We start from the raw sequence: 26,121 nt of genomic DNA, 5'->3' as shown, positions 1-26,121 counted from the left end.
CCTCACGCTCCCTTGGCCGAGAGCGCCATGTCGTCGGCACCGAAAATATGCGCCTTCGACGTCAGCCAACCGACGGTGACGTCGGCATTCGGCTTCAGATCGGGTTTGCCCTGCGCCTTGACGACCAGCGACTGGCCGTTGCCGAGACGCGCGTGAACCAGCGCCTCGCCGCCCAGCGGCTCGACAAGCTGCACGGTCGCCGGCAGGCGGACATCGCCGCCGCCGAGGATCAAGTCTTCGGGCCGGATGCCGACGCTGACTTCGCCTTCATAGCCAAGGTGCCCAAGCCCATGGCGGGCGTCGAGCACGTCGAGGCGGCTTCCCCCGGCGTCATTGGCAAGCGTCCCGGCAAGAAAATTCATGCGCGGCGCGCCAATGAAGCTGGCAACGAACTTGTTGGCCGGCCGCTCGTAAAGTTCCATTGGCGTGCCGACCTGCGAGATGCGACCGTCCTTCAGGACGACGATGCGGTCCGCCAGCGTCATCGCTTCGAGCTGGTCGTGGGTGACGTAGACGGTGGTGGCTTTGAGCTCGCGATGGATGCGAGCGATCTCCACCCGCATCTCCATGCGCAGATCGGCATCGAGATTGGACAGCGGCTCATCGAACAGGAACAGCTTTTGCGAGCGGACGAGCGCGCGGCCGATGGCGACGCGCTGCTGCTGGCCGCCCGAAAGTTGCGCCGGACGACGCGCGAGCAGATGTTCGATCTTGAGGAACCGGGCAACCTTCGCTACCCGCTCCTTGATTTCGCCGCCGGCAAGCCGCGCCGTTTCCAACGCGAAGCCGAGATTGCGCTCGACGCTCATATGCGGATAGAGCGCGTAGGACTGGAACACCATGGCGATGCCGCGACGTGCCGGCGCCGTCTCGTTCATGCGCGCGCCGCCGATCTGCAACTCGCCGTCGGTAATTTCCTCGAGCCCAGCGATCATGCGCAAAAGCGTCGACTTCCCGCATCCGGAGGGACCGACGAAGACGACGAACTCGCCTTCTGCGACCGAAAGGTTGACCTTGTCGATCACGGTCAGCGCACCAAAACGCTTGACGACATTGGTAAGGGCAATTCCACTCATTGGCGCACCGTCTGGTTGGCAGTCCTGTTTGCAAGCGCAGCCACGCCGATGGCGCAGGCCGCATCACCGAGGAGGCTTGGAACGATCGGCATGTCGCGCGCGCCATCGGCCCAGATGAATGGCCGCGTCAGCGTGGCGAGCCGCGCATTGACCGACGGGTCGCCGCCGATGCCGCCGCCGAGAATGAGCACGGCCGGATCGAGCGTGTTGACGAGCTGGCCAAGATAGGAGGCGAGCGACAGGAGGCCGTCGGCCACCATCTGTGCGGCCCGCGGGTCCTGAGCTTCGGCTTCGAAGAGCTGCAGCGCGCTTGCGTCCGGTCGGCCAATCATACGGCCATAACGCTCGCCCAAGGCCTTGCCGCTCGCAAAAAGCTCGAGGTTGTGGCGAACCGCCTGGTCCTGCCCTTCGCCCGAGAAGGCGACGAGATCGCTGCCCGAGAAATGGATGGCGAAGCCACGGGCTCCTGCATAGGGCGCGCCGCCGATCACCAGCGAATGGGAAAGCCCGGTGGAGATGGTCACGTAGACGAACGGATCGATACCGCGGCCTGCGCCAATCCAGCCTTCGGCGAAGGCGGCGGCGCGCACGTCGCTGTCGATATGCAGCCGCCCGAAACCGCTGAGACGACCGTGATAGTCGAGGCCGCGCCAGTCGAAGTTCCAGGCGGAGGCCGGCTCGCCGGCGCCGGTCACCAGTTCCGGCAAGCAGACGCCGAGACCGGTCGTCTCGACGCCAAGCGCTTCGCCTTCGTGGCGAATGGTCTCGGCGAGCGCGGCCACCAGTTCCAGCACGGCAGCACCGCCCTCCTGGCAGCGGGTCGGCTCGGTGCGCTCGGCGATCACGGCGCCGTCGGCGAGACGAACAAGGCAGGCCTTGGTCTTCGTTCCCCCGACATCGATGCCGATGGCATGCTGGCCCATCACCGCGCTCCCCACTCACCGGCAGCGTCGGCATCGGCGTAGAGTTCGGCGCTCCGGCATTCGACGGCGATGGTGGCCGGCCAGCTTGGATCGTAGGCACGCGCACTGGTCAGGCGATAGAAGGCGTGGCGCTTTCCCTGACCCCAGACGATCATCGCGACGGCATTCGACTGTTCGGCGATCGAGCCGATGCCGATCGTCACGCCATGGGAGGGCACGTCGTCGATGCCTGAAAAATCCGGGAAGGTCGCGAGATTGTCGCGCCGCGTCTGTTCGGCAAGGGCAACGATGCGGGTGCCGCTGTCGCGGGCAGAGCCCGGCGGGTTGAAGGCGATATGACCATCACCGGCGCCGGAGGCGAGCAGGAAAAGATCGATACCGCCGGCGGCAGCGATGCGCTGATCGTAGCCGCCAGGTGCCGCGATATCCGGCATCCAGAAGTTTTCGGATGGAATGCGGAAGTGGTCCGGCAAGGACGCATTGATGCGGCCGACGATCTCGCGTTCGCCGAAGCCACGGCAGGAGTAATGCGCCTCCGACGGCGGCGGAGCGAAACTGCCACCCTCTGCGGGGCGGAGATATTCGTCCATCATGACGATGATCAGCCGCGAGCAATCGACGGGCTCGCCGGCAAGACGGCGTCCGAGCGCCTCATAGATCGGCAGCGGACTGCGCCCACCCGGGCAGCCGAGAACGTAGCTTCGTCCCGCAACACTCGCTTGCCGGATACCGGCAATGATCCGCTCCGCAAGGCGATCGCCGATGGCAGCGGGCGTATCGTGGATTTCGACCTTCATGCGCCGGCCCCGTTCACAAGGAGCTTCGAGACGAAGTCATGGTTGCGCCGGGCGATCGTTTCCGGCGTATCGGGATGGTTCAGTGCCAGATCCTGCTCGACCACCAGCGGGCCGTCGTATCCGGTCTCGCGCAACACCGACAGGAAGGCGGCGATATCGACGACGCCGCGATCGAGATCGGTCATGATGCCCTCTTCGAAGGCGCGGTCCGAGTGGATGCCTTCGGAAAGCACGCGCTCGCGGAAGGCACCGTCGACATTCTTCAGATGCACCGAATTGATGCGGTCGCGGTGGCGTCGATAGAAGGCGATCGGGTCGGCCTTCCAATAGGCGTGATGGCCGGTATCGAGGCAGAGCCCGACGAGATCGGGATCAGTATCGGCAAGCAGCCGCTCGATCTGCTCCTCTAGCTCGACACAGGTGCCGACATGCGGGTGGAAGCTGAACTGCAGCCCGTGGCTGCGGGCGATCTCGGCCGCCCGGTTCGTCTGGTCGATCATCGCGCGCCAGCCGGCCCCGTCGACGACCCCCATGCGGGCCTTCGGATAGAACTCCGATTCGTCCATCAGGATGAAATGCGTGCCGCCGTTTTCGGCGAGCAACTTGCAGATCGCCTGCGCCTTTTCCTCAAGCACCGGCCAGGTGGATGCATCGGCAAGCGTATGCACATGCGCGGCCGCGACGACCTTGAGGTCGCGGCGCGCCAGCTCAGACGAAAGCACCTTGGCATCCGTGGAGAAGTAGCCGTAAGGGCCGAGTTCGGTGTGCCGGTAGCCGGCCGCATGGATGCGGTCGAGATAATCGGTCCAGCCGAGATCATTCCCCTGGGGCCAGTAGATGCCCCAGCAGCACGGTGCGATCGCAATATTCACGTTAGTTTCCTCAGATCCTGTGGTGGCGGGGTCCGTCACGCCGGACCCCGTATCGTCGAGGCGGGCTTACCAGCCCCGCGCCTTCAGCCGCTCCAGATCGCTGCTGACCTTGACGAGTGCATCCGCAGCACTTTCCTTGCCGCTCAGCACATTGTGCACGCCATTGAAGATCCGCTGCGAAACGCGGTTGTAGGAAGCGCCGGTCACCTGTGACGGCCGGGAGGCGCTTTCGGCATAGGCCTTTTCGGCAAACGCGAGCGACGGATTGGCGGCGAGGATGTCCTTGTCCTCGTAAAGCGCCTTCAAGGTCGGGCTATAGGCCTGAAGCGCGCGGCGCTTCTGTTCTTTCGCGCCAGTCAGGTAACGCACCAGGCTGACAGCCGCATCGACATCGTCGGCATATTTGGAAACGCCAAGCAGGCCGGCACCGTAGCAGCCACTCGACTTCTGGCCTTCCGCCCCGACCGGCAGCGCCATGACGCCGATCTTGCCGCGCAGCGAGGAGTCCTCAGCCTGGGTCGTGCCCCAGACATAGCTCCAGTTACGGTGGAAGACGGAATTGCCAGCCTCAAAGACGCCGCGCGAGCCTTCCTCGTCATAGTTCAGCACGCCCTCAGGGCTGATGTTGCCGATCCAGGAACGGGCGAGATCAAGCGCCTTGACGGCCTCGGGATTGTTCGCGGTGATGGTGCCGTCCGGCGAGATGAAGTTGCCGCCGCCGAAGGAAGCGACCCATTCGAGCGCGTCGCAGGTCAACCCCTCATAGGCGCGGCCCTGCCAGACATAGCCCCACATATCGGGGCTACCGCCGGCGCGTTCCTTGTCCTGGATGAACTTCGCCGTCTCGGTCAATTCCTGCCAGGTCTTCGGTTCGCCCTTGCCGTACTTTTCAAGCAGATCCTTGCGGTAGAACATCAGGCCGGCATCGACGAACCAGGGCATTGCCAGAAGCTTGCCGCCAATGGTGGCGTCGGCGAGCGAGGATTCGAAATGGGCGGAGACTTCGTCGGCCGGAACCTTTTCGCGCAGGTCGACCAGATGCGGCGCCAGCGTTCCGACCCAGATGTTGTCGAGCGTGAGAACGTCGACGTCGCCGGACTTGCCGGCGAGCAGCTGCTGGTAGAGCGGCAGCGCCTCGCCCCAGTTGGCTGGCATCTTGTTGATCTTGACGGTGTTGCCGGTTTCCTTGGCCCAGGCCTCGGAGGCCGACTGGCAAAGCTCGAGCTCGGCGCCGGCCGAGCTGCAGAAAATCGAGACTTCGGCCGCAGCCGCCGGCATGGCGGCAAAAGCGACACCGGCCATGGCGGCCGCCTTGAAGCACTTCATCCAACGCATTCTCGTCTCCTCCCCAGAAAACGTGTTGTTGCGATCAGCGATGATTGATTTACTATACCGTCCGGACGGTACAGTAAAGCGAAAAAACATGGAGGCGAGCAGGAGGGTGGGGAAACAGCCCGCATCCGGCCGTTTTCGAGAGGATGCACCCACCCTGCCTGCGAGGCGAGTTGAGGAGGAATGTGATGGAGAGCACCACCGTGTCGACAAGCCATGGAAATGCGGTTGCCGAAACGAACGCGGCGCAAAGGCGCCCCGGCGACATGGGGGAGCTAAAGAGGATGTTTGCGTCCAGGGCGCTCAGACTTCCGCGGCAGCTCGAACAGATCGCCCTGGTCGCGCTGGCAAAGCCGGACCTCGTCGCCTTTGGCAGCGCCCGCTCGATCGCGCTTGCCTGCGCCGTCTCGCCGACGACGGTCGCCCGTTTTGCGACCGTCCTTGGTTTCGATGACTTCCGCGACCTGAAGGCGTTCTTTCAACAACACCTGCGAAATGCGCGGATGGTCTCCGCCTCAGCATAGAACACTCACGCGGCCTGTTGCGGCAGCGGCCCGACATAGAGCGAACGCGGCCGGATAAGGCGGCCTTCCAGCGCCTGCTCGCGGGCATGGGCGATCCAGCCGACGGTGCGACCGATCGCGAACACGCCGGTGAAGGCGTCGCGCGGGAAGCTCAGCGCATCGAGCAGCAGCGCCGTGTAGAACTCGACGTTGACGTCGAGCGGGCGGTCGGGCTTGCGCACCTTCAGGACGGCGAGCGCCGATTGTTCGACCTCTTCTGCCAGTTGAATGCGATCGCGGTTGGCCGGATGCGCAGCGATCAGTCGTTTCAGCGCGCCCTTCAGCGCATCGGCGCGGGGGTCGCGGACACGATAGACACGGTGGCCAAAGCCCATCAGCCGTTCGCCGTGGTCGAGCGCGTCGGAAAGCCAGGCCGCCGCATTCTCAGGCGTTCCGATCGCGTCCAGCATGTCGAGCACCGGACCAGGCGCACCGCCATGGAGCGGCCCCTTGAGCGCCCCGATGGCGGCAAGCACCGAAGAGGTGAGACCGGCCTTGGTGGAGGCGACCACGCGCGAGGCGAAGGTCGAGGCGTTGAGGCCGTGGTCCGAGATCGTCACCAGATAGGCGTCGAGCGTCGCCACTTCTTGTCTGCTCGGCACCTTGGCACAGAGCATCGCCAGGATATCGCCGGCGTGCGACAGCGCCGGCGTCGGCGCGACCGGAGCTTCACCGCTCTTCATGCGCAGCGCCGCCGGCAGGAAGACGGCCGGCGCGGCGAGCAGACGTAGGGCCGTATCGAGGTCCTCCCCATCCGGGAGCCGGGCGATGAGCGCGCGCATGATGTCGACCGGCGGCAGTTCCAGCAACGCATCGTCGATGGCGCCAATATGGGCGAACACTTCCGCTCGCTTCTCACCCAGACGCTTCGCGAGTTCAACCCGGTCCGGCATCGGCCCCAGCAGCCCCTCGAACAACAGCGCCACGACATCCTCATAGCTTGCGTGGCCGGCCAGGTGATCGAGCGAGACGCCGCGGATGATCAACTGACCCGCCTCGCCGTCAACATGGGAGAGCTGCGTTTCGGCGGCGACGACGTCTTCAAGTCCGTTCTTCATCATCAAGTTTCTCCTTTACGCCGAGGATGATCCGACCTAGACCTATTGACGTCAATCTTGATGCAATTGATCAACATGAATACACTCTGGATCACCGCCGAAGAGGCGCTCGCCAAGCTCGGCAGCAAACGGCAGACGCTCTATGCCAATGTCAGCCGCGGCCGCATTCGCGCCAAGCCCGACCCTGCCGACCCGCGCCGCAGCCTCTACCAGGCCGACGACGTGCACCGGCTGGCCGAGCGCCACGCCGGCAGGCGGCAGGCGGCGGTCGTGGCGGCCGAGACGATCCGCTGGGGCGAGCCGGTACTGCCAACGACGATCTCCAGCATCGCCGGAGGGCAGCTCTCCTACCGCGGCAGCAACGCGATCGAACTTGCCACCACAGCAACCCTGGAGGAGGTCGCCGCCCTGCTCTGGCTGACACCGGCGGCGGTTGTTGTTCCAGCGCACGATCCCGGCAGCAGCCAATCGCGGCTAGCAACGACCTTTACGCTTCTCGCCGGGCGCATCGAAGCCGACCTGCCGGCGCTCGGACGCAGGCCCGCCATCCTGAAGGCCGAGGCCGCCGAGGTGCTGGCGACCGTTGCCGCCGGGCTTGCGCCGTCGCGGGAAACCGTGCCGCTGCACGAGCGCCTGGCGCAAGGCTGGGAGCGGCCGGAGGTGGCGGAGCCGATCCGTCGATGCCTGGTGCTGACGGCGGAACACGAGCTCAACGTTTCCGCCTTTGCAGCACGGGTCACCGCGTCGTCCGGCGCCGCACTTTCCGCCGCCACACTTTCGGGTCTTGCCACCCTCACCGGCCCCAGGCACGGCGGCGCCTGGCTGAGCGTCACGCGGCTTGCCGAACAGGCGGCCGTGGGCGGGGTGCGCGAGGCGATCCGTACCATGCTGTCTTCGGACGGCGTGGTCCGGGCTTTCGGCCACAGGCTCTATCCGGACGGCGACCCGCGCGCGAAGGCCATCATGTCGAGCTTCGACGTGCCGCCGCTCTATGCCGCGCTGGCCGAGGCCGGCGAGGAACTGCTCGGAGAACCGGCCAATCTCGACTTCTCTCTGGCGGCGCTCGCTGCCGCCTATGATCTACCCGATGACGCGCCGATGGTGATATTCGCCCTTGCACGCACCGTCGGCTGGCTCGCGCACGCGATGGAACAGGTCGTCAGCGGCGATCTGATCCGGCCGCGCGCCCACTATGCTGGATCGTAGCTCCCTCCTCCGCGCCCTCAGCCCTAGGCTCGATTGACTAGAAAAGGCGCGGGCGGGCGGCCGCAAAAGGGCCACAATACGCGCTTGGGGAAAGAATATCCGTCAATCGGGAGCGAATTGGCCTTTATTAAATAATGTTAATGAAGCGGATTTCCGGAGATGTTTGCCGAAATATTACGCGTTATTAACATGACGGCGGCGCATGGAAGTAATACCTTCATTCTCGAGGCTGAATATTGCCGGCGACCGCTTCGGCCGTGACGCGACAATAGGAGACAGCCTCGAACGGAAGCGCGCGGCGCTTCCTTCAATTCAGGAGATGCAGTCATGCGCTCGCCTTTCAAGACCACCACCATCGCAACCGTCGCCCTCGTTCTCTTAAGCGGTGCCGCCTTTGCTGCCGATCACCACGATTTCGGCCGCGACAACGACAAGGGTGCCTATACCGGCGATTACTACCAGGGCATTTTCGCCCAGGACGACATGGCAACCCCGGCCATGCCGGTCTACCGGACACCGACCCACATGGCATCGACGCGGCTCGATCACGTCCTGCATGAACTCCGGGTCGACAACCACCGCATCAACGCCGACCGCGAACAGGGCAAGCTGACGGCAGCAAACTACAGGAAGCTTGAACGCGAAGACGGTGCTGTGCGCGCCGACGCCGTCAAGACCGCCGCCGCCCATCACGGCATGCTGCCGGCCCAGTCCTACGCCCGGCTCCAGGGTGACGTTCGCCATCTCGACCGCGACATCGCCCGAATGGCTTGACCGACACGTTGAGGCTCACCCGGTTTCGGGTGAGCCGTAACCGATGGGGCCGGGCCCGCTCAAGGGCCTGGTCCTTCGGCAACCAGACCGCCCACTTAATCCAATGCCGGCCGACGGTGCGCCGCAGACCCGACCTGGCTCGGGCTGCGTCCGGCCAAGTTCGTCCGGCAAACAGGCAGCGAAAGGAACAGGATCATGTCAAACATTCTCACGAGGTATCGAGCTGCCGCCCTCCTTGGCGCAGCCGTCATCATTGCGCCCTTGTCCGTAGCAGCCTTCACAGGCCATGACGTGGTCGCTGCGGCGGCCAGTCCGGCCGTTGCAGTCCCGGCCACATCCGGCGGATCCTTCGCGCCGGTCGTGTCGGCAGACAAGCCGGCGGTCGTCACCGTGACGACCGTGATCAAGGCCGACAACGTGGGCACGAGCGAACCGACGCAACCGGGCGGAAACTCGCCCTTCGACGAACAATTCCGCCAATTCTTCCACGATCAGGGCATCCCCTTGCCGGACCAGGCGCCTGAGCAGCGTCAGCCTCAACGGGCCGAAGCGCTCGGCTCAGGTTTCATCGTGACCGCGGACGGCTACGTCGTCACCAACAACCACGTCATCGACAAGGCATCGAGCATCATGGTGACGCTCGACGACGGCACGCAAGTGCCGGCCAAGCTTGTCGGCGCCGACCCGAAGAACGACCTCGCGGTCCTGAAGATCACGGCGCCGAAGCCGCTCGCAACAGTTGCCTGGGGTGATTCCGACACCTTGCGGGTTGGCGACCAGGTGCTGGCGATCGGCAACCCGTTCGGCATCGGCACGACGGTCACCTCGGGGATCGTCTCGGCGCGCGGCCGCGACCTGCACAGCGGTCCCTATGACGATTTCATCCAGATTGACGCCCCGATCAACCACGGCAATTCCGGCGGACCGCTGGTCGATGCAAAGGGCCAGGTGGTCGGCATCAACACGGCGATCTATTCGCCGAACGGCGGTAGCGTCGGCGTCGGCTTCGCCATCCCCTCGGACCAGGCGCAGAAGGTCGTCACTGAATTGATGAAGGATGGTTCGATCCAGCACGGCTTCATCGGCGTGCAGATACAGCCGGTCACGGCTGATATCGCCGACGCCATCGGCCTTGCCCAGCCGGAGGGCGCGCTCGTTGCCGGCGTCAATGGCGGAACGCCCGCCGCCAAGGCCGGCATCAAGGCCGGCGACATCATCATCGCGCTTGGCGGCAACCCGGTGAAGTCGCCGCGTGACCTGTCGCGCATGGTCGCCGACCTCTCGCCCGGCACCTCGAAGAACCTGAGCCTATGGCGGACCGGCAAGACGAAGGATGTTGCGATCACGATCGGCGACAATGCCGCAGACCAGCAGTAACCGTCGCAAGTACGTCACCGCACACCTTGCCTCCAACCAGCCCGGCCGCACCGCGGCCGGGCATCGCCATGGCATCAGTCAGGCGGCAAGCGCTCCGGTCCGGTTCTGCTCGCGCCAGGCGACGGGGCTCAAGTCGGTGACGCGGAGAAACTCGCGATTAAAATTCGATTTCGTCTGAAAGCCGGATTCCAGCATGGCCGCGGTCACCGACATGTCGGTTTCGCGCAACAGCCGGCAGGCCTCAGCAATCCGGATATCGTTGATGTATTGCGAGACGTTCTTGCCCGCCAGCCGATTGACGGCGGTCGATATCTGCCGGGCGGGCAGGCCCGCGCGCCGCGCCAGACGTGACAAGGTGAGGTTTTCGTCGCGGGCCAGTTTCTGACTGACGAGCAGTTGATCGATCCTGTCGAGGATTTCGCGGTCCTGCGGCTTTGCAACAGGATCCTCGTCGGTGACCGCGCCGGCGGCCGGAAGCGCACGCGCACGGTCCGCGACCATGGCTGTCAGCCCGATGAAGAGCAGGCCCAGCAAGTTCGCGTTACTGACGATGAGGCCGATATTCGCGCCCCTCGTCCATTCGAAATCCAGAAGGATCGCAAGATCGAAGAGCGCCGAAAGGCAGAGCGAGAACGCGGCAATGAGCAAGGCGCGGTGCGCCGCGGCCGCACCTTCGAAGCGCGCTTCCTCCAGCGCATCCGTACCGACGCGCGCCAGGTTCAGGAGCGCCAGCGCGTATCCGACATATTCGACGATCAAGGCGAAATCGATGTAGCGCGGCGCGAACAGCACGAGCGCGAACATACCGATCGTCGGCGCCGCATGGACCCACCCCGCCGCAGCAGCACTGCGCTCGTCTCTGCGGATCAGGCTGTGGAAACTCGCAAGCACCAGCGGCGGCACACCGCTCGCAAGCACCGGCAGCGCAAACTTCAACGCAGTGACGTCATAGCCCCAACGCAGCCCGACGATCACCGACTGGAGCGCACAGAGCGCCACCAGAGCGAGGAACGGCCGGTTGCGCCGCCCTGGCTCGTCGCCATGCAGCATGAACGCAAGCAGGATAAGAAGCAGCAAGGCGACGACGAACGGGAGCGGCAGAAAGATCAAGGCATGTCCTTCAGACAAAGGCGAGCAGACAAACGGCAGGCAGGCGAGCGGCAAGCAGGCATTTCGATGGGCGGATCATTGCCCAGATCGCGATTCGGGACGACCTCAATCGCGATCGAGGACGCGGACAAGCGGGGCGTCGGTGACGATCGGCCGTCTTTTCCAACACAGCGAGATGCCCAATGCCCCTCCTCCAGTTCATTCCCGCCGCTGCCTTCCTTCTGAGCCTGGCCGCCTCGGCGCAAGCCGATGACGTAGGCGTCCGCGAGATCGACGTTGCCGCACCGAAGCGGGAACGCCAACTCGCCGTCACCGTCTGGTATCCCGCCAAAGCCGGCGGTGAGCCGGTGCTTGTCGGCGACAATCGCATCTTCGAGGGATCGCCCGCAGCGAAGAACGCCCCCTTGCGCGAGGGCCGGTATCCGCTGGTGGTTCTGTCCCATGGTTCGGGCGGCCGCGTCGAGGCGATGAGCTGGCTTGCGGCCGAGCTCGCGGCGGCCGGCTTCATCGTCGCCGGCCCCAACCATCCCGGCACCACCAGCGGCGACTCGACGCCTGCCAACACGCCGAAGCTTTGGGAAAGGACGGCCGACCTCTCGGCATTGATCGACACGTTCACCCGGGATCCGCAATGGAGCGCTGCAATCGACCCCGGGCGGATCGCCGTCCTCGGATTCTCTCTCGGCGGCTCGACCGCCATGGAGATTTCAGGGGCAAGAGCGAGCCTCGAGGCCTATGCCGGCTACTGCGACAGCTACGGCAAGTGGGATTGCGCCTGGTTCGTCGGCGGCAGGGGCTATGTCGACGACACGCCGGTCGACGTCGACAAGCTCGATCTTCGCACCGTCGACAAGGCGCGTTTCGAGCAGTCGAACCGGGATCCTCGGATCAAAGGCGCCGTACTCGTCGACCCCGGCCTCGCCCAGGCCTATGTGGAAGACAGCCTCAAGGCGATCGCGATCCCGATGCATTTCATCAATCTCGGCAGCAAGGAGACGATCCCGCTTGCGGTCGCTTCCGAGCCGCTGGCGGCGCTGACGCCGAAGGGCTCCTATGCCACGGTCGCCGGAGCGGACCACTTCAGCTTCCTGCCGATATGCAAGGACGGCGCTGCCGAACTGCTTAAATCCTTCGGCGAGGTCGATCCGATCTGCGAACCGACGGAACGGCCTCGCGTGGAGATCCATGCGGATATCGCCAAGCTTGCCCGTGAGGCCCTGCAGAAAACACTGGCGGATCGATAGCATCGTCATACTGACCACAGGGCGATGACACGCGTCGCCCTGCGCTCGGTCTGTTCGATTTCGGTCTTGCCCGGAGAGATGGCATCGTCCGAGGAGACGAGAAGCTGCCATCGCTCTGGTCCGCTGCTAGCGCTGAAACGTGAGGTGGACGGTCCCACTCTCGGCCGTTTCTGCCTTGACGGTGTAGCCGGCCTCCAACCCGCGCAGATCGTCCCAAAGACGGATACCCCGCCCGAGCAGGATGGGTGTGATTGCCACATGCAAGCTATCGACAAGGCCTGCCTTGAGATATGCGCGCACGACCGTGGGTCCGCCGCCAATACGGACATCCTTACCGTCCGCGGCGCTCGTCGCCTGCTGGAGTGCATCGGCAAGGGACGTGTTCAGAAAATGAAATGTGGTGCCTCCGGCCATCTCGATCGGAGGCCGCGGCTTGTGCGTGAGCACGAAGACCGGGACGCGAAACGGAGGTTCTTCCCCCCACCAGCCGCGCCAGTCGGGATCGTTTGGGTGAGCGTGAAATCCAAACATGGCGGCGCCCATAATCTCAGCACCGATGTTTGAGAAGTATGACTGCGCATATTGCTCATCGACGCCCGTGGTGCCCGCTCCGGACGTGTCCTTGAACACGCGCTCCCGCATCGTTCGGGTCGCAGCATAGGCGGCAACCAGACGCGGCCAATCAGCGCCAAACGGATTGTCCGGGGTCTGATCTGTGGTTGTCGCGAAACCGTCCAGGGAAATGTTGAGATCGACACGAACTGACATTGGCCTCTCCTAATGGTAAGGTAGATGCCTTATTAATTTCACCCGAATACAAAGGCAAGTACCTTATTATCATTGACGCGCGTGCGCGGTCCGCTTTAGTGTGGCGCATGCCCTATCATTCGACCCCGCTTGACCTTGCCTTCCATGCACTCAGCGACCCGACGCGCCGCGCCGTTGTTTCACGGCTTGCGGACGGGGAGATGCCCGTGAGTGTCCTTGCCGAGCCCTTCGACATGGCACTGCCCTCCTTCGCCCAGCACCTCAAGGTGCTTGAAGATTGCGGACTTATCGCAAGCGAGAAACGTGGCCGCAGCCGCTGGTGTCGACTGGAGCGGGGGCGCTTCGAAGAGGCGGCAACCTGGATGGAAGCGGAGCGACGACGTTGGGCCGAACGGCTCGACCGATTGGAAGCCTATCTGGACAAGACGTAGGGAACGGCAATGGAACCGATTTTTGAGACCTGGTCGCCCGACCGCGAAATCGTTTTGGTCAAGGTGCTGAAGCACCCGCGACAAAAGGTTTTCGCCGCCTGGATGGACCCGCAAGCGCTGGCACAATGGTATGGCCCGGCTGGCTTCAGCATCGAGAACCATGAGGCTGACATCCGTGAGGGCGGGGTATGGCGCTTCGACATGGTGGGCGAGTTTGATGGTCGGCAGCAGCGCTTCCCCAGTCTGATGCGCTTCCTGAAGATCGTGCCCAACGAATTGATCGTAGTGGACTATGGCACTGCTGAGCCCGACGACCCCGATCGCTTCTATATGACGATTACTTTCGATGAACAGGCCGACGGCAAGACCGTGCTGACCCTGCGCCAGCTTCACCCAAGTCGCGAGCGCCGCCAAGCGGTCATCGACTTCGGCGCGGTGGAGTACGGGCTGCAGACGCTTGACAGTCTGGCCGCCTGGCTCGATGGCTGACGCGGCCCGCCTGGACGTTGGTCGCCGCCTTCATGATTGACCGCTTTCAGGATTGTTCGGAGCCACGTCTGAGCTTGCGACTGGCACCGTCGGCGAAGCCGTCGCCGCTCGTTCCGATCAAGTGACGGATCTGCGCGGCACCTATGGCCGAAGGAAGTCGAGAAGCTCCGAATTGAAGGCCTTTGCCGACTCGATATTGACGATATGCCGACCAGGCAGCGACAGGTGCCGGCCTCGCTGCACCCGGGCGGCGATATATTCGAGGTCCGCCGGCGGGCATACCGGATCGCCGTTGCCGGAGATGGCGAGCACGGGGTTGGCAATCGCTACGATCTCCTCCCTCAGGTCCGCGCCGGCGAGCGCGGTGCAGCCGCCGATGTAGCCGTCCGTCGAGGTGGCGGTGAAGGCGCCCAGAATGCGATCGACGGCTTCTGCATGGCTGGCTGCAAACTGCGGGCTGAACCAGCGTTCGGCCGTGGCCGCGGCGAGCCCTGCGAGACCGTCCGCCCGGACGCTATCGATGCGGGTGCCCCAGCTCTCGGGCGTCCCGATCCGCGCCGCCGTGGCACAGAGCACGATCTTGTCGAGACGTTTGCCGGCATGGATACCTAGCCATTGTCCGGTCAGGCCCCCGATCGACAGGCCGCAGAAATGTGTCCGCTCGATCCCCAGGCCATCCATGAGCGCGAGCACATCCTGGCCGAGGTCGGACAGCGCATAGGGCGGCGGCGGCGCCGAGGACTGGCCATGACCGCGGCGATCGTAGCGCAGCACGCGGAAATGGGGCGACAGATCGGCGATCTGCGCGTCCCACATGGAGAGGTCGGTGCCGAGCGAATTGCAGAAGAGCAGCCAGGGCGCGTTGCCGTTCTGGTCGCCTTCGATGCGGTAGTGAAGGCGATGGCTGGACAAGTCGAGATAGGCCATGAAACAGGAACTCCAATCGGGAAAGCCGCCAGCAATGGCGGCTTTGTCGTTCTTGGCGCAACATCGCGCCTCGGGTGGTACGCGCGCTGCAATAGGTAGATATCGACAGCGCGCGCTCAAGGGGCGGCAACCGATCCCTTCGCGGCCCGGCCGCCTCGCCTCGATCTATGCCGCCGCCAGTCGCGCGATCTCCACGCGGCGGGCGTTGCTGACCGCGAAGACCAGCATGGCGACAGCCGAGATCGCCGCCGGTACGGCGAAGATCGCGAAGTTCTGCTGCAGCGGAAGCTCCTGCGCCAGGAGCACGCCGCCGAGCGTCGGGCCGACGATCGCGCCGATGCGACCGACACCGGAGGCCCAGCCCAAACCGGTGGAGCGAACCGACAGGTTGTAGAGCTGCGCCACGCTGGCATAGAGCAGGATCTGCGTGCCGATCGTGGTGGCGCCGGCAACAAAGACCATCAGAAACAGGACACCCGTCGGCGGATTGAAGCCGATCAGCGCGATCGAGAAGGCGGCGGCAACGAAGAAACCGACCACCACCTTGGGCAGGCCGAAGCGGTCACCGAGCCAACCGCCGGCAATGGCGCCGACCATGCCGCCGAAATTCAGCGAGAACAGGCTGAGCAGGCTCGCCTTCTCGGCATAGCCAGCTTCCTGCAGCACCTTCGGCAGCCAGGACGACAAGAGATAGACGAGCAGTAGGCAGCAGAAGAATGCGACCCAGAGCATCACGGTGCGCAGGGTCCGCTGATGGCGGAAGAGTTCCAGCACCGATGCCGAGGCCCCCTTCCTCTCGGAGAAGACCAGCCTGTCGGTGGTACCGAGACGCGCGTTCGGATCGATCTTGGCATAGATGCGTTTGGCCTCTTCCTGCTTGCCCTGGCGGATAAGGAAGCCGAGCGATTCCGGCAGCTTCCAGAGGATCACTGGCAAGAGGAGCAGCGGCACGGCGGCGATGAAGAACATCGGCTTCCAGCCATAGGACGGGATGAGGCCGATACCGAGGCCGGCAGCGACCATGCCGCCGACGGAATAGCCGGAGAACATCAGCGCCACCAGCGTGCCGCGCAGACGCTTCGGCGCATATTCGTTCATCAGCGCCACCGCATTCGGCATCAAGCCGCCGCAGCCGAGACCGGCGAAGAACCGGAAGATCTTGAATTGCTCCGGCGAATTGGCAAAGCCGGTCAAAAGGGTTGAGAGCGTAAACAGCAGGAAGCTGATGGCGATTCCCTTCTTGCGGCCGATCCGGTCGGCGAGCGGGCCGAAGATCAGCGCCCCGAACATCATGCCGAACAGCGCCCAGGCCTGCAGCGCGCCGGCCTGCGGCTTGCTCAGGCCCCATTCGGCAATCAGCGTCGGCAGCACCGTGCCGGCGACGAAGACGTCGTAACCGTCGACGATCAACAGCAGCGCCGAGAGCACTACCACCATCCACTGGAAGCTCCCAAGCGGGCTCCCGTCAATTGCTTCATTCACATCGATCGTGCGCATCATCTCCTCCCCAGGTGTTAGCGCGTTGAAAAAGGTCCGTCAGCCGAGATCGCCGCCGGCGACCGGCAGAACACTGCCGGTGATGTAGGAGGCCTCGTCGGAGGCCAGGAACAGGATCGGCGCCGCTTGCTCTTCGATGCTGCCGTAGCGTTTCATGAAGCTCGACTGCTTCACCTGGGCGACGACGTCGCCCATCCAGGCCTTCTCGGCCTCATTGTCGCCTTCGGCATTGCGCGGGATGCGGCGCGGCGGCGCCTCGGTTCCGCCCGGTGCTGTGGCAACGACGCGGATGTTGCGGTCGGCAAGCTCCATCGCCAGCGACTGGGTGATGGCATTGACGCCGCCCTTGGCCGCCGAATAGGGCACGCGGTGAATGCCGCGTGTGGCATTGGACGACACGTTGACGATGGTGCCGCCACCGCGGGCAAAGAGATGCGGCAGCACCGCATGGCAACAGTAGAGGGTCGGCATCAGCGAGCGGCGGATCTCTGCATCGATCTGCACCGGTTCGAATTCGGCAAAGGGACGCATGCGGATGGCGCCGCCGACATTGTTGATCAGGATGTCGATGCCGCCGAATTTTTCCGCGGCAAAGTGCATTGCTGCGGCTGCCCCCTCGTGCGTTTCAAGATCGGCTACGAAGGCAGCCGCCCATTCACTGCCGGCCTCCGCCGCCACCTCGGACACGAAATCGGCACGGTCGACAAAGAGAACCTTGCCGCCTTCAGCCACGGCACGCAGCGCCACGGCGCGGCCGATCCCTTGCGCGGCACCGGTGACGACGATTGCCTTGCCGGCAAACCGTCCTTCGAAACGAGCGGAGGTCATGCTGTCTCCTTCGCCACCGCATTGGGCGTGAACTTCTCATAGTGGAAACTGTTGGGCCTTACGCCGGTGTCGTCGAGATGCTTGCGCACTGCGTCCACCATAGGCGGCGGGCCGCAGAGATAAACGTCGACATCGCCGCCGTTCAGCACGTCCTCGGGCATGTGCTGGGTCACCCAGCCCTTGCGCGGATGGCTGGAGGCGACATCCGCCACCACCGTGTCAAAGGTGAAGTTGGCAAGCCGCTTGGTATAGGCTTCGATCTCGTCGACAAGCACCAGATCGAGGTCGCGGGTGACGCCGTAGATCAGATGCACTTTCTGCTCCGGGTTGGTGCGGGCCAGAACCTCAAGCATCGACAGGAACGGCGCAAGACCGGTGCCACCGGCGAGGAAGAGCAGGGGGCGCTGAACCTCGCGCAGATAGAAACTGCCGAGCGGCCCGGTCAATTCCAGTTTCGTGCCGACTTCGGCGTGTTCCAGCCACGTGCTCATCAGCCCGCCCGGGATCTTCTTGATCAGGAAGCCGACGCGCGTCTCGCCCGATGCCGAGGAGAAGGAATAGGAACGGCTCTGGCCGCTGCCGGGCACGTCGATGTTGACGTACTGCCCCGGCAGAAAGGCCGGCGCTGCAGCGCCCTCGATATCCAGTTCGAGCACGATCGCCGCATCGTTGTGCGGGACGACGCTTGCCACACTCGCCGTAAACTTCTGCTGTCCGGTCTTACAGGCCGCTGCTGTCGTCGGCACCGCGATGACGCAGTCGCTCGACGGCTTCATCTGGCAGGTCAGCACCAGTCCGCTTGCCGCCTCGTCCGCTGTCAGCGCATCGTCGATGAAGTCGTCGCCGAGGTCGTAGGCGCCGCTTTCGGCGCGGCACTTGCAGGTGCCGCAAACCCCGTCCGAACAGTCCATCGGCAGGTTGATCTTGTTGCGGAAGGCGGCGTCGAGCACCTTCTCATCGTCCCTGCATTCGACGAAGCGGGTGACGCCGTCCTCGAAATTCAAAGCGATCCTGTAGCTGGCCATGGTTGTTCCTCCCATTCCTGTCAGGCGACGGCCGTCAGATGTGGTAGACGTCGATGACCTGGCGGATGTAGTCGTTCTTCAACACGATCTTCTTCCGTGAGATCAGCAGTTCACTGCCGCTCTTGCGGAGCGTGACGAACATGGTCCCGAAGAAGTGGTCGGTGACCTTGTAGCGGTGGTTGAGCGTGTGGAAGTTGTAGCGGAAGTCCGCCTCCTCGCCGCGATCGGCCACAAGCTCGACATTGGTGACGTTGTGGCTTGTGCGCGGCTCCGGCGTGGACGCTCCAGAGCGTTCGGTCTTGATGCGAAAGACGCGATCTTCCAGGCCATCGCGGCTCGGGTAATAGATCAGCGAGATCTGCGACTGCGGATCTTCGGTCAACTGATCGTCGTCGTCCCAGGCCGGCATCCAGTAGCTGACGTCCGGCGCATAGCAGGTCAGCCATTCGTCCCATTGCCGGTCGTCGAGCAGGCGCGCTTCGCGATAGAGGAAGGCGCAGGCGGTGTCATAGGAGATCGTCATGCGACCGCTCCCTGCTTTTCGGAGGCAAGTGCTGTGCGCATCACCTTCGCCCAATATTCGTGCTGGCGGACAAAGAGGCCTTCGTCTTCGCTGCGCTCGCCCGAGAGCAGCGGTGCGATGCCCATGCGCCTGGCGTTCTCATCCGGACCGTCGATCCAGAGCGGCGCACCGCGAGAGAGATCGTTCCAGAGCGCGGTGATGCCGGCGTAACCCTGCTGGCAGGCGCGGAACTCCTCGAGATCGTCGGCCGTGCCCATGCCGGAGACATTGAAGAAATCTTCGTATTGGCGGATGCGCAGCGTGCGATCGGCCGCATTTTCACCCTTCGGCGCGAAGCAGAAGATGCTGATCTCGGTCTTGTCGACGCTGATCGGACGGGTGACGCGGATCTGCGTGCTGAACTGGTCCATCAGGAAGACGTTCGGATAGAGGCAGAGATTGCGGGTCTGGTTGACGATGAAATCCGCCTGCACCTCGCCGACGCGCGCCTTGATCTCCTCGCGGTGGCTGTAGATCGGCCGGACCTCCGGGTTCATGGTGTTGGTCCAGAGCAGGATGTGGCCGTTGTCGAAACCGTAGACGCCGGCTATCGAGCGGCTCCAGCTCGAGGCATCGACCGCCTTTGTGCCCTCCTCGTTGCGCCGGCCCATAGTGGCGGCATAGTTCCAGTGAACGGAGCTGACGTGATAGCCGTCGCAGCCGTTCTCCATCTGCAGCTTCCAGTTTCCGTCGTAGATATAGGAGGAATTGCCGCGCAGTACCTCGAGACCGTCAGGCGCCTGGTCGACGATCTGGTCGATGATGACTTTCGTTTCGCCGAGATAGTCCTCGAGCGAGGTGACATCAGGATTGAGGCTGCCGAACAGGAAGCCGCGATAGCTCTCGAAACGGGCAACGCGCTTCAGGTCGTGCGAACCGTCTTTGGCAAACTGCGGCGGATACTGCGTCGTCTTCTCGTCCTTCACCTTCAGGAGCTTGCCGGTGTTGGAGAAGGTCCAGCCGTGGAAGGGACAGGTGAAGCTGCCCTTGTTGCCGTGCTTGCGCCGGCAGAGCATGGCGCCGCGATGGGCACAGGCATTGATGACGGCGTGCAGTTCGCCCGTCTTGTCACGGGTGACGACAACCGGCTGCCGGCCGATATAGGTGGTGTAATAGTCGTTGTTCTCGGGGATCTGGCTCTCGTGGGCGAGATAGACCCAGTTGCTCTCGAAGATGTGCTTCATCTCCAGCTCGAAGAGGTCTTCGTTGGTGAAGATGTCGCGGCGGCAGCGGAACGTGCCGGCCTCATGATCGTCCTCGACCGCGGTGGCGAGCAGGTCGTCGAGGGCTTGGGCTTTGTCGATAACGGCGGACATGGTTCTTCTCCAGCAAACGGCTGATCCGTGCTCGGCTCTAGCGATTGCAACAATGTCTGATGTCAGGGGGCGGCGGCTCAGTCGGCCGCCGCAGAGGTGATCAGGCGGCGGCGCGCTTACGCTGCTCGTTGATCTGGTTGTCGACGCCGTTCACCAGTGAGGTGAGATGGATGTCGAATTCGATCTCGGCGAAGGGGCCGGAGAGGTTGTTCGCCTTGATGCTCGCCTCGTCGGTCCGCTCGGTGACGTCAGGCACCAAGCCATCCCTCGTCGCATAGGCGAAGTCGTCGTTGACCAGCGGGTCGCCGGCGATGTTGATCTGGGTCGTCAGCTTGCGGTGCCCATCGGCGCTGATGAAGAAATGGATGTGGGCCGGGCGCTGGCCGTGACGGCCAAGGGCGGAAAGCAGCTGCTCTGTCGGGCTTCCCGGAGGCACGCCGTAGCCGTGCGGCACGATGCTTTGAAACTTGTAACAGCCCTTGGCGTCGGTGACGATCGTGCGGCGCATGTTGAACGGCGCCTGCAGGCCGGTCGGGTCGAAGTGCGAATAGAAACCGCGGGTGTCACAGTGCCAGACTTCGACCGTCGCGCCCTTCAGCGGCTGGCCGTCGGCATCATAGACGGTGCCGTGCATGATCAGCGTCTGGCCATTGGTGTCGCGGCCATCGTCGAGACGGGCGAAGCCTTCCGAGGCCGGTGCGCCGGCGACATAGAGCGGACCTTCGATGGTGCGCGGCGTCTGATTCTCGATGCCGAGCGCTTCGTCGATCGCGTCGAGACGTTCATCGAGGAAGTGATCGAGGCCGAGGCCGGGCGAGATCAGGCCGGCCTGGCCGGCAGCGCCGATCTCGTTCAGCCAGGCAATACCGGTCCAGTATTCGTCCGGGGTGATGTCGAGATCGTCGATCGCCTTGAACAGGTCAGACATCAGCCGGTGCACGATCTCTTTGACACGCGGGTTGCCGCCGTCCTTGTCGAGGCCGCTCAGAACCTTCAGGAAAGCTTGAGTCTCCGGCTTGTCGAAAATCTTCACGTTCATATCAATTCCTCCACTTGGATTGTCTTGAAGCTCAAGCCGCTTGCCAAACCTCCCGGCCGCGGCACGCACAAATTCTCAGCTATCGTCCTCGCGGATCGAGGATGGGTGCCGAAGCAGCGGCGTGACCTCGATCTGCATGAACTTGAACAGCGGCAGCCCCGAGAGGATCTCGTGCAGCTCGGCATTGTCCTTCACGTCGAAGACGCTGTAGTTCGCGTACTGCCCGGCGATCCGCCAGATATGCCGCCACTTGCCGCTCTGCTGCAGCTGTTGCGAATAGGCCTTTTCCCGGGCGAGGATCTCCGCCGCCTGCTCGGCAGGCAGATCGTGGGGAATGCGAACATCCATTCTGACGTGAAACAGCATGGCTCAGTCCTTACTTCGCAACGCTGATCGTCTTGCGCAGCCCGTCGCGCGCGAAGAATTTCAGCCGATCTTCATCGAGTTCGATCCCGAGCCCTGGAGCATCCGGCACCGTCAGCTCGAAGTCGCTGTAGTCGAGCGGCGTCGCCAGAATTTCCTCGGTCAAAAGCAGCGGACCGAAGAGCTCCGTGCCCCATTGCAGCTTGGCGAAGGTGGAAAACACGTGGGCTGACGCCACTGTGCCGACACCACCTTCCAGCATCGTGCCGCCATAGAGTTCAATGCCCGCGGCATCGGCGATGACCGCCACGCGCTGCGCATTGAACAGACCTCCGCTCTGTTCGATCTTGACCGCGAAGACGTCGGCCCCCTTGGTCTTGGCGATCTCGAAGGCGCTCTCGGGTCCGGTGAGGGACTCGTCGGCCATCAGCGCCAGCGGGAAACGGCGGACGAGGCGACCGAGCGCTGCGGTCGAAGCCACCGGCTGCTCGACCAGCTCACATCCGGCATCGGCGAGCGCTGCCATGCCGTAGGCGGCCTCAAATTCGCTCCAGGCCATGTTGACGTCGACGCGCACCGCCCCGCGCTCGCCGAGCGCCTTCTTGATCGCCGCCACATGGGCGATATCGTCCTTCAGCGGCCTGGCACCGATCTTCAGCTTGAAGATCCGATGACGGCGTAGCTCGAGCATCTTCTCGGCCTCGGCGATATCCTTGGCCGTGTCACCCGACGCCAGCGTCCAGGCGACCGCCAGGCGCTTGCGCAGTGCCCCGCCGAGCAGTTCGCTGATCGGCAGACCCAGGCGCTTTCCATGGGCGTCGAGCAGCGCCGTTTCCACCGCGCTCTTGGCGAAACGGTTTTCCTTGATCGCCTTGCCGATGCGCGCCATCAGCGCCTTCACGTGGGTCGCGTCCTCACCGACCATGACAGGCGCAAAATAGGTATCGATCGCAAGCTTCATGCTTTCCGGGCTCTCGCCGCCATAGGCAAGCCCGCCGATCGTCGTACCCTCGCCAATGCCGACCGTTCCGTCGCTGCAATGGACCTTCACCAGCATCAGCGTCTGGCCGGTCATGGTCGCGACCGACAGCTTGTGCGGCCGGATGGTCGGCAGGTCGACCAGCATGGTCTCGACCCGTTCGATCACGGGGAAGAGGGCTGCTGTCGGGGCGATGGGTGCAAGGGTCGTGTTCATGACCTGAATGTGCGCCCACGCAGCGGGTGACGTCCAACACCAAATAGGTTACCTATGATACCTTGACGGTATAGTATGGCAAAGATTACGCGCATTCATGCGCTTGCCGCACTGCAACATACCGCAACGGTAGGAAAATGGGGGCTGTAACATTGGATCTGCGCCAGCTTCGCTACTTCGTCGCCGTCGCCCGCGAGCGCAACTTCACCCGCGCTGCCGAGCAGCTGCACATCGCCCAGCCGCCCTTGAGCCGGCAGATCCAGCTTCTTGAGGAAGAACTGGGCGTGCCGCTGATCATCCGCAAGAGCCGGCCGGTGCGGCTGACGGAAGCGGGGCGATTGTTTTACGAACAATCGCTGCAAGTGCTCGGCCGGGTGGAACAGATGGTAGAGACGACCCGCCGCGTCGGTCTCAACCAGAACCGCGTGCTGTCGATCGGCTTCGTCGCGTCCACGCTCTATGGCGGGCTGCCGACGCTGGTGCGCAAGCTCAGGCAGAACGCGCCGGAACTCGATATCCGGCTGTTGGAGATGGTGTCGGTGCAGCAGATCGCGGCGCTGAAGGAAGGCCGGATCGATGTCGGCTTCGGGCGGCTGCATCACAACGATCCCAATGTCGCCGGCATCCTCATGCGGGAAGAGCGCCTCGCCTTGGCGATACCGCAGGGCACGCCGTTTGCCGATGACACATCTCCGCTTCCGTTGAGTGCGGTTGCCGGGCAAAAACTGATCGTCTACCCGAAGGAACCGCGCCCGAGCTATGCCGATCACGTGTTGAGCCTGCTCCACGCGCAGGATGTGCGCCCGGCCGAGGTGCATGAGGTGCGTGAGATCCAGAGTGCGCTTGGCCTCGTCGCCTCGGATGCCGGACTTTGTATCGTCCCGTCCTCTGCGCGTCAGGTCCGCTCCGATCTGCACTATCGCATGATCGAGGGCGAGCGGGCGACCTCACCCGTCATCCTCAACCATCGGGTCGGCGACAATTCCCGTTACATCGAGCTGATCAAGGCGCTGATCGTGGAAATGTATGCGGAAAACCCGCCCTGGCTCGGCCTCGAGCACAATCTGCCGTTCCGGCCGTCCTTCGTTAAATGACGAGTTCAGGCGTCCTCAGATCCCGTGCTTCACCCGTCGGGGAATTGGCACTTTCCGCCCAGATCTCGCAGGCCATCTCGCGAAGCAAAAGCGCCTCGGCCCAGCGATCAGTCGTATCGTTACCGTCCCTGTCGGTGATGGCATAGGGCCTTGGGCCGAGTTCGCACGTCATGACCAGCTCGGCATCGTTGGCAGCGTGGGAGCGCCAGTGCCGGAAGCCGTAGTCCCACCACTCGCGGAAGAGAGCGACCCAGGGCAGATGGTGGGGAAAGGAAAGCTCGATCTGGATCTGCTGGCAGGAGCCGATACGGCCGTGGAAGGCGCCGGCGTTGCGCAGAATGCGTTGGATCTGGGCGTGGCTTTCGTCTTCCACCGGAAAGGCGAATTCCCGGCCAACGAGATAGTGCGAGAGGTCGGCCAAGAGCGGCAGATCGGGCCGCCGGTCGAGCAGGTCGAGCGTGAAGAGGAGGTCGTTGGTGATCCGGTGACGGTGGGTTTCGATATAGACGGGAACATCCATTTCCTCAGCAAGCCTGGCCCAGCCGTCAAGCAGCGGCAGGCAATCCTCGACCCGGCGCGGGCGAACATCGGCCTGCAGATCGATGTGGCTCACCGGAAACTCCGAGGCCAGTTCCAGCGTCAGGCGCAAATCCTCGACGCTTCGAGGAAAACAGACGCCCTCGATCTTCAAGCCCGTTCCGCGGATCACGGCATTGAGGTGCTCGACATCGCGCCGATTGGTATAATGCGCGCTGATGCCGTCGAACCCGGCCTCGACGATCATTGCGATGTTCTCTTCGAGACTGCGCTCAAAGCCGTCCGCATGCCGGCGCTCCATCGCCCAGAGCGATTGAAAGACAAGCAGCTTCTGCATCAGGCGGCCCTGGCACTTTTGAGCAGCGCCTTGAGGTTCACGCTGGCGTCGGCGAGCGCTCCCGGATCGGGACTGACGCCGGCAGCAATCAGCATTTCCGAGAGCTTGATATCCTTGGCGAGACCATTGCCGAAACCGAGGCCAGCGGCGGCGACGAGACGCCCGCCATCGAGGTAGAATTCGAGTTCGCCACCATCGAGCTGGCGTGTCACGCTTTGATGGTCCGGATGGGGCAGGCCCGCCACCTGCAGGCCGAGATCGTATTGATCGGTCCAGAACCAGGGGATGGCAGAAAAAGCCTCCTTGCCGCCGGCCATGTTGAGGGCCGCGACCTCGGCCTGGGTGCGTGCATTGCGCCAGCTTTCGAAGCGCACATACCCGCCACCCGGCTGGGCCACGGCGGCGCAATCGCCTGATGCATAGATGTTCGGATCGCTGGTGCGCAGATAGCCATCCGTCAGGATACCGTTGCCGACGGCAAGCCCCGCCGCCTCCGCGAGTGCTGTATCCGGCTGGACGCCGATGGCGGCGACGGCGATATCGGCCGGCACCGGAGTGCCGTCGGAAAGAACAACCGCATCACCGGTGATTTCGGCGATCCCCTGCCCCAGATGGAAGGTGACGCCTTCATCCTGATGCCGGGCATGAAGCTTCGCGGCAAAACGCGGCGGCACCGCGCGACCGAGCGGCTTCGGCGCCATTTCGATAACGCTAACCATGATGCCCTTGCCGCGCAGCACCGCCGCAAGCTCCATGCCGATCAGTCCACCGCCGATGATCGCAACGTGTCTGCCGGCTTCGGCACGGGCGAAGATCGCCGCCGCATTGGCGTAGGTGCGGAAATCCAGTGCGCGCTCGGCCCCTATGCAAGCGAGGCGCCTCGGACGGGCGCCGGTGGCGAGCAACAGCTTGTCATAGGTGAGCGTCCGGCCATCGCTCAAGGTGACGGAGCGGTCACCGGCATCCAGTCGGGATGCAGAAACACCTTGCCGGTAGTCGATACCGGCGGCCTCCAGCGCCTCAGCGCCGCAGATCGGCTTCATCTGTACGGCGCCATTGAGCGGCTTCGACAACGGTGGCCGCTCATAGGGCAGATGCGGTTCCGTGCCGATGAGCGTGACGCTGCCGGCAAAGCCAGTTTCACGCAGGGCAAAGGCCGCGCGCGTGCCGGATTCCCCGGCGCCGATTATGACGATGCGATCCATGGCTTGCTCCGTAGATCATGCGTTGACGTGCGGGGCGGTCGCAAAACCGCACGCAAGATTTGTCAGCCCGTTCAAAAAGGTGGCCGGCGCAGGCAGGAGAAGTGCGCCGGCCCACAGCGCCGCGCATCCGTTCAGACGCGCAAAGGTCGCTGTAAAACTCTGAATTCCTGCATGTT

At 63.9% G+C, this 26,121-nt stretch carries 26 protein-coding genes and 1 pseudogene; 8 read left to right on the top strand and 19 right to left on the bottom strand.

Annotation, left to right across the window (positions count from 1 at the left end; all coding sequences use genetic code 11):
• Positions 1–2: 2 nt before the first annotated feature.
• The 5 genes from IB279_RS15335 to IB279_RS15315 form a co-directional block, all read right to left on the bottom strand.
• A complete protein-coding gene (locus IB279_RS15335; protein ID WP_060521868.1) occupies positions 3–1,076 on the bottom strand; it encodes an ABC transporter ATP-binding protein in 1,074 nt (357 codons plus the stop codon).
• Positions 1,073–1,999 carry an ROK family protein gene (locus IB279_RS15330; protein WP_060521867.1) on the bottom strand — a complete coding sequence of 309 codons (927 nt, stop codon included), beginning with the start codon at positions 1,997–1,999 and terminating at the stop codon, positions 1,073–1,075. The genes IB279_RS15335 and IB279_RS15330 overlap by 4 nt, the downstream gene beginning before the upstream one ends.
• Positions 1,999–2,796 carry a 6-phosphogluconolactonase gene (locus IB279_RS15325; protein ID WP_060521866.1) on the bottom strand — a complete coding sequence of 266 codons (798 nt, stop codon included), beginning with the start codon at positions 2,794–2,796 and terminating at the stop codon, positions 1,999–2,001. Before IB279_RS15325 ends, IB279_RS15330 begins: the two co-directional genes overlap by 1 nt.
• Positions 2,793–3,668 carry a sugar phosphate isomerase/epimerase gene (locus IB279_RS15320; protein ID WP_162741116.1) on the bottom strand — a complete coding sequence of 292 codons (876 nt, stop codon included), beginning with the start codon at positions 3,666–3,668 and terminating at the stop codon, positions 2,793–2,795. The genes IB279_RS15325 and IB279_RS15320 overlap by 4 nt, the downstream gene beginning before the upstream one ends.
• Positions 3,669–3,734: 66 nt before the next feature.
• A complete protein-coding gene (locus tag IB279_RS15315; RefSeq protein WP_060522064.1) occupies positions 3,735–4,994 on the bottom strand; it encodes an ABC transporter substrate-binding protein in 1,260 nt (419 codons plus the stop codon).
• A gap of 194 nt (positions 4,995–5,188) precedes the next feature.
• On the opposite strand from IB279_RS15315, the gene IB279_RS15310 reads away from it, so the two are divergent.
• On the top strand, positions 5,189–5,524 hold the full coding sequence (locus tag IB279_RS15310) for a MurR/RpiR family transcriptional regulator (RefSeq protein ID WP_226020779.1): 336 nt from the start codon (positions 5,189–5,191) through the stop codon (positions 5,522–5,524).
• A gap of 5 nt (positions 5,525–5,529) precedes the next feature.
• Here the strand turns inward: IB279_RS15310 and IB279_RS15305 are convergent, their stop codons facing one another.
• Positions 5,530–6,621: a citrate synthase/methylcitrate synthase gene (locus IB279_RS15305; protein ID WP_060522061.1), complete on the bottom strand. Its 1,092-nt coding sequence runs from the start codon at positions 6,619–6,621 to the stop codon at positions 5,530–5,532.
• A 75-nt stretch (positions 6,622–6,696) separates the two neighbouring features.
• Here IB279_RS15305 and IB279_RS15300 point away from each other — a divergent pair, with 75 nt between their 5' ends.
• The 3 genes and pseudogenes from IB279_RS15300 to IB279_RS15290 form a co-directional block, all read left to right on the top strand.
• Entirely contained in the window at positions 6,697–7,827 is a 1,131-nt protein-coding gene (locus tag IB279_RS15300; protein WP_060522062.1) for a citrate synthase, read from the top strand.
• A 327-nt stretch (positions 7,828–8,154) separates the two neighbouring features.
• Positions 8,155–8,601, top strand: a complete 447-nt coding sequence (locus IB279_RS15295; protein WP_060521864.1) for a hypothetical protein — start codon at positions 8,155–8,157, stop codon at positions 8,599–8,601.
• Positions 8,602–8,796: 195 nt separating this feature from the next.
• Positions 8,797–9,975: pseudogene (locus IB279_RS15290) on the top strand (Do family serine endopeptidase); the annotation flags it as partial.
• A gap of 81 nt (positions 9,976–10,056) precedes the next feature.
• Here the strand turns inward: IB279_RS15290 and IB279_RS15285 are convergent.
• Positions 10,057–11,088 (bottom strand): AraC family transcriptional regulator, encoded by a 1,032-nt coding sequence (locus tag IB279_RS15285; protein WP_192339326.1) that lies wholly within the window; start codon positions 11,086–11,088, stop codon positions 10,057–10,059.
• A gap of 182 nt (positions 11,089–11,270) precedes the next feature.
• On the opposite strand from IB279_RS15285, the gene IB279_RS15280 reads away from it, so the two are divergent.
• Positions 11,271–12,332: an alpha/beta fold hydrolase gene (locus IB279_RS15280; protein ID WP_089042894.1), complete on the top strand. Its 1,062-nt coding sequence runs from the start codon at positions 11,271–11,273 to the stop codon at positions 12,330–12,332.
• 126 nt (positions 12,333–12,458) lie between these two features.
• On the opposite strand, the gene IB279_RS15275 is transcribed toward IB279_RS15280, so the two are convergent.
• Positions 12,459–13,100: a dihydrofolate reductase family protein gene (locus IB279_RS15275; RefSeq protein WP_060521862.1), complete on the bottom strand. Its 642-nt coding sequence runs from the start codon at positions 13,098–13,100 to the stop codon at positions 12,459–12,461.
• Between the two features lie 107 nt (positions 13,101–13,207).
• Between IB279_RS15275 and IB279_RS15270 the strand changes: the two genes are divergently transcribed.
• The gene (locus IB279_RS15270) at positions 13,208–13,531 is read left to right on the top strand and encodes a helix-turn-helix transcriptional regulator (protein ID WP_060521861.1); all 324 of its coding nucleotides are present in this window, start codon (positions 13,208–13,210) and stop codon (positions 13,529–13,531) included.
• 9 nt (positions 13,532–13,540) lie between these two features.
• Entirely contained in the window at positions 13,541–14,020 is a 480-nt protein-coding gene (locus IB279_RS15265; protein WP_034801716.1) for an SRPBCC family protein, read from the top strand.
• A gap of 141 nt (positions 14,021–14,161) precedes the next feature.
• Here IB279_RS15265 and pcaD read toward each other — a convergent pair whose 3' ends face one another.
• The 9 genes from pcaD to IB279_RS15220 form a co-directional block, all read right to left on the bottom strand.
• Positions 14,162–14,947, bottom strand: a complete 786-nt coding sequence (gene pcaD, locus IB279_RS15260; protein WP_060584584.1) for a 3-oxoadipate enol-lactonase — start codon at positions 14,945–14,947, stop codon at positions 14,162–14,164.
• A gap of 165 nt (positions 14,948–15,112) precedes the next feature.
• Positions 15,113–16,447 carry an MFS transporter gene (locus IB279_RS15255; protein WP_082566574.1) on the bottom strand — a complete coding sequence of 445 codons (1,335 nt, stop codon included), beginning with the start codon at positions 16,445–16,447 and terminating at the stop codon, positions 15,113–15,115.
• Positions 16,448–16,483: 36 nt separating this feature from the next.
• On the bottom strand, positions 16,484–17,272 hold the full coding sequence (gene benD, locus IB279_RS15250) for a benzoate diol dehydrogenase BenD (protein ID WP_034801719.1): 789 nt from the start codon (positions 17,270–17,272) through the stop codon (positions 16,484–16,486).
• Positions 17,269–18,297: a benzoate 1,2-dioxygenase electron transfer component BenC gene (gene benC / locus IB279_RS15245; RefSeq protein ID WP_060584586.1), complete on the bottom strand. Its 1,029-nt coding sequence runs from the start codon at positions 18,295–18,297 to the stop codon at positions 17,269–17,271. The genes benD and benC overlap by 4 nt, the downstream gene beginning before the upstream one ends.
• Before the next feature lie 34 nt (positions 18,298–18,331).
• Entirely contained in the window at positions 18,332–18,820 is a 489-nt protein-coding gene (gene benB / locus IB279_RS15240; protein WP_034801721.1) for a benzoate 1,2-dioxygenase small subunit, read from the bottom strand.
• Positions 18,817–20,175, bottom strand: a complete 1,359-nt coding sequence (locus IB279_RS15235) for a Rieske 2Fe-2S domain-containing protein (protein WP_060529334.1) — start codon at positions 20,173–20,175, stop codon at positions 18,817–18,819. The genes benB and IB279_RS15235 overlap by 4 nt, the downstream gene beginning before the upstream one ends.
• A gap of 100 nt (positions 20,176–20,275) precedes the next feature.
• Positions 20,276–21,214: a catechol 1,2-dioxygenase gene (catA, locus tag IB279_RS15230; protein ID WP_034801723.1), complete on the bottom strand. Its 939-nt coding sequence runs from the start codon at positions 21,212–21,214 to the stop codon at positions 20,276–20,278.
• A gap of 75 nt (positions 21,215–21,289) precedes the next feature.
• A complete protein-coding gene (gene catC, locus IB279_RS15225) occupies positions 21,290–21,580 on the bottom strand; it encodes a muconolactone Delta-isomerase (protein ID WP_034801725.1) in 291 nt (96 codons plus the stop codon).
• A gap of 10 nt (positions 21,581–21,590) precedes the next feature.
• Positions 21,591–22,772, bottom strand: a complete 1,182-nt coding sequence (locus IB279_RS15220; protein WP_060584588.1) for a muconate/chloromuconate family cycloisomerase — start codon at positions 22,770–22,772, stop codon at positions 21,591–21,593.
• A 152-nt stretch (positions 22,773–22,924) separates the two neighbouring features.
• Here IB279_RS15220 and IB279_RS15215 point away from each other — a divergent pair, with 152 nt between their 5' ends.
• Positions 22,925–23,866 (top strand): LysR family transcriptional regulator, encoded by a 942-nt coding sequence (locus IB279_RS15215; protein ID WP_113187164.1) that lies wholly within the window; start codon positions 22,925–22,927, stop codon positions 23,864–23,866.
• Here the strand turns inward: IB279_RS15215 and IB279_RS15210 are convergent.
• Together IB279_RS15210 and IB279_RS15205 are read right to left on the bottom strand one after the other, a co-directional pair.
• Entirely contained in the window at positions 23,859–24,740 is an 882-nt protein-coding gene (locus tag IB279_RS15210; RefSeq protein ID WP_089042900.1) for a xylose isomerase, read from the bottom strand. The genes IB279_RS15215 and IB279_RS15210 overlap by 8 nt on opposite strands.
• Positions 24,740–25,945, bottom strand: a complete 1,206-nt coding sequence (locus tag IB279_RS15205; protein WP_034801729.1) for an NAD(P)/FAD-dependent oxidoreductase — start codon at positions 25,943–25,945, stop codon at positions 24,740–24,742. Before IB279_RS15205 ends, IB279_RS15210 begins: the two co-directional genes overlap by 1 nt.
• Positions 25,946–26,121: the final 176 nt, after the last annotated feature.

Source organism: Ensifer sp. ENS06, from assembly GCF_014852205.1.
GTDB classification, from domain to species: domain Bacteria; phylum Pseudomonadota; class Alphaproteobacteria; order Rhizobiales; family Rhizobiaceae; genus Ensifer; species Ensifer adhaerens.
The sequence above is the reverse complement of the archived record's forward strand: the minus strand, read 5'-3'. Positions and strand labels throughout refer to the sequence as shown.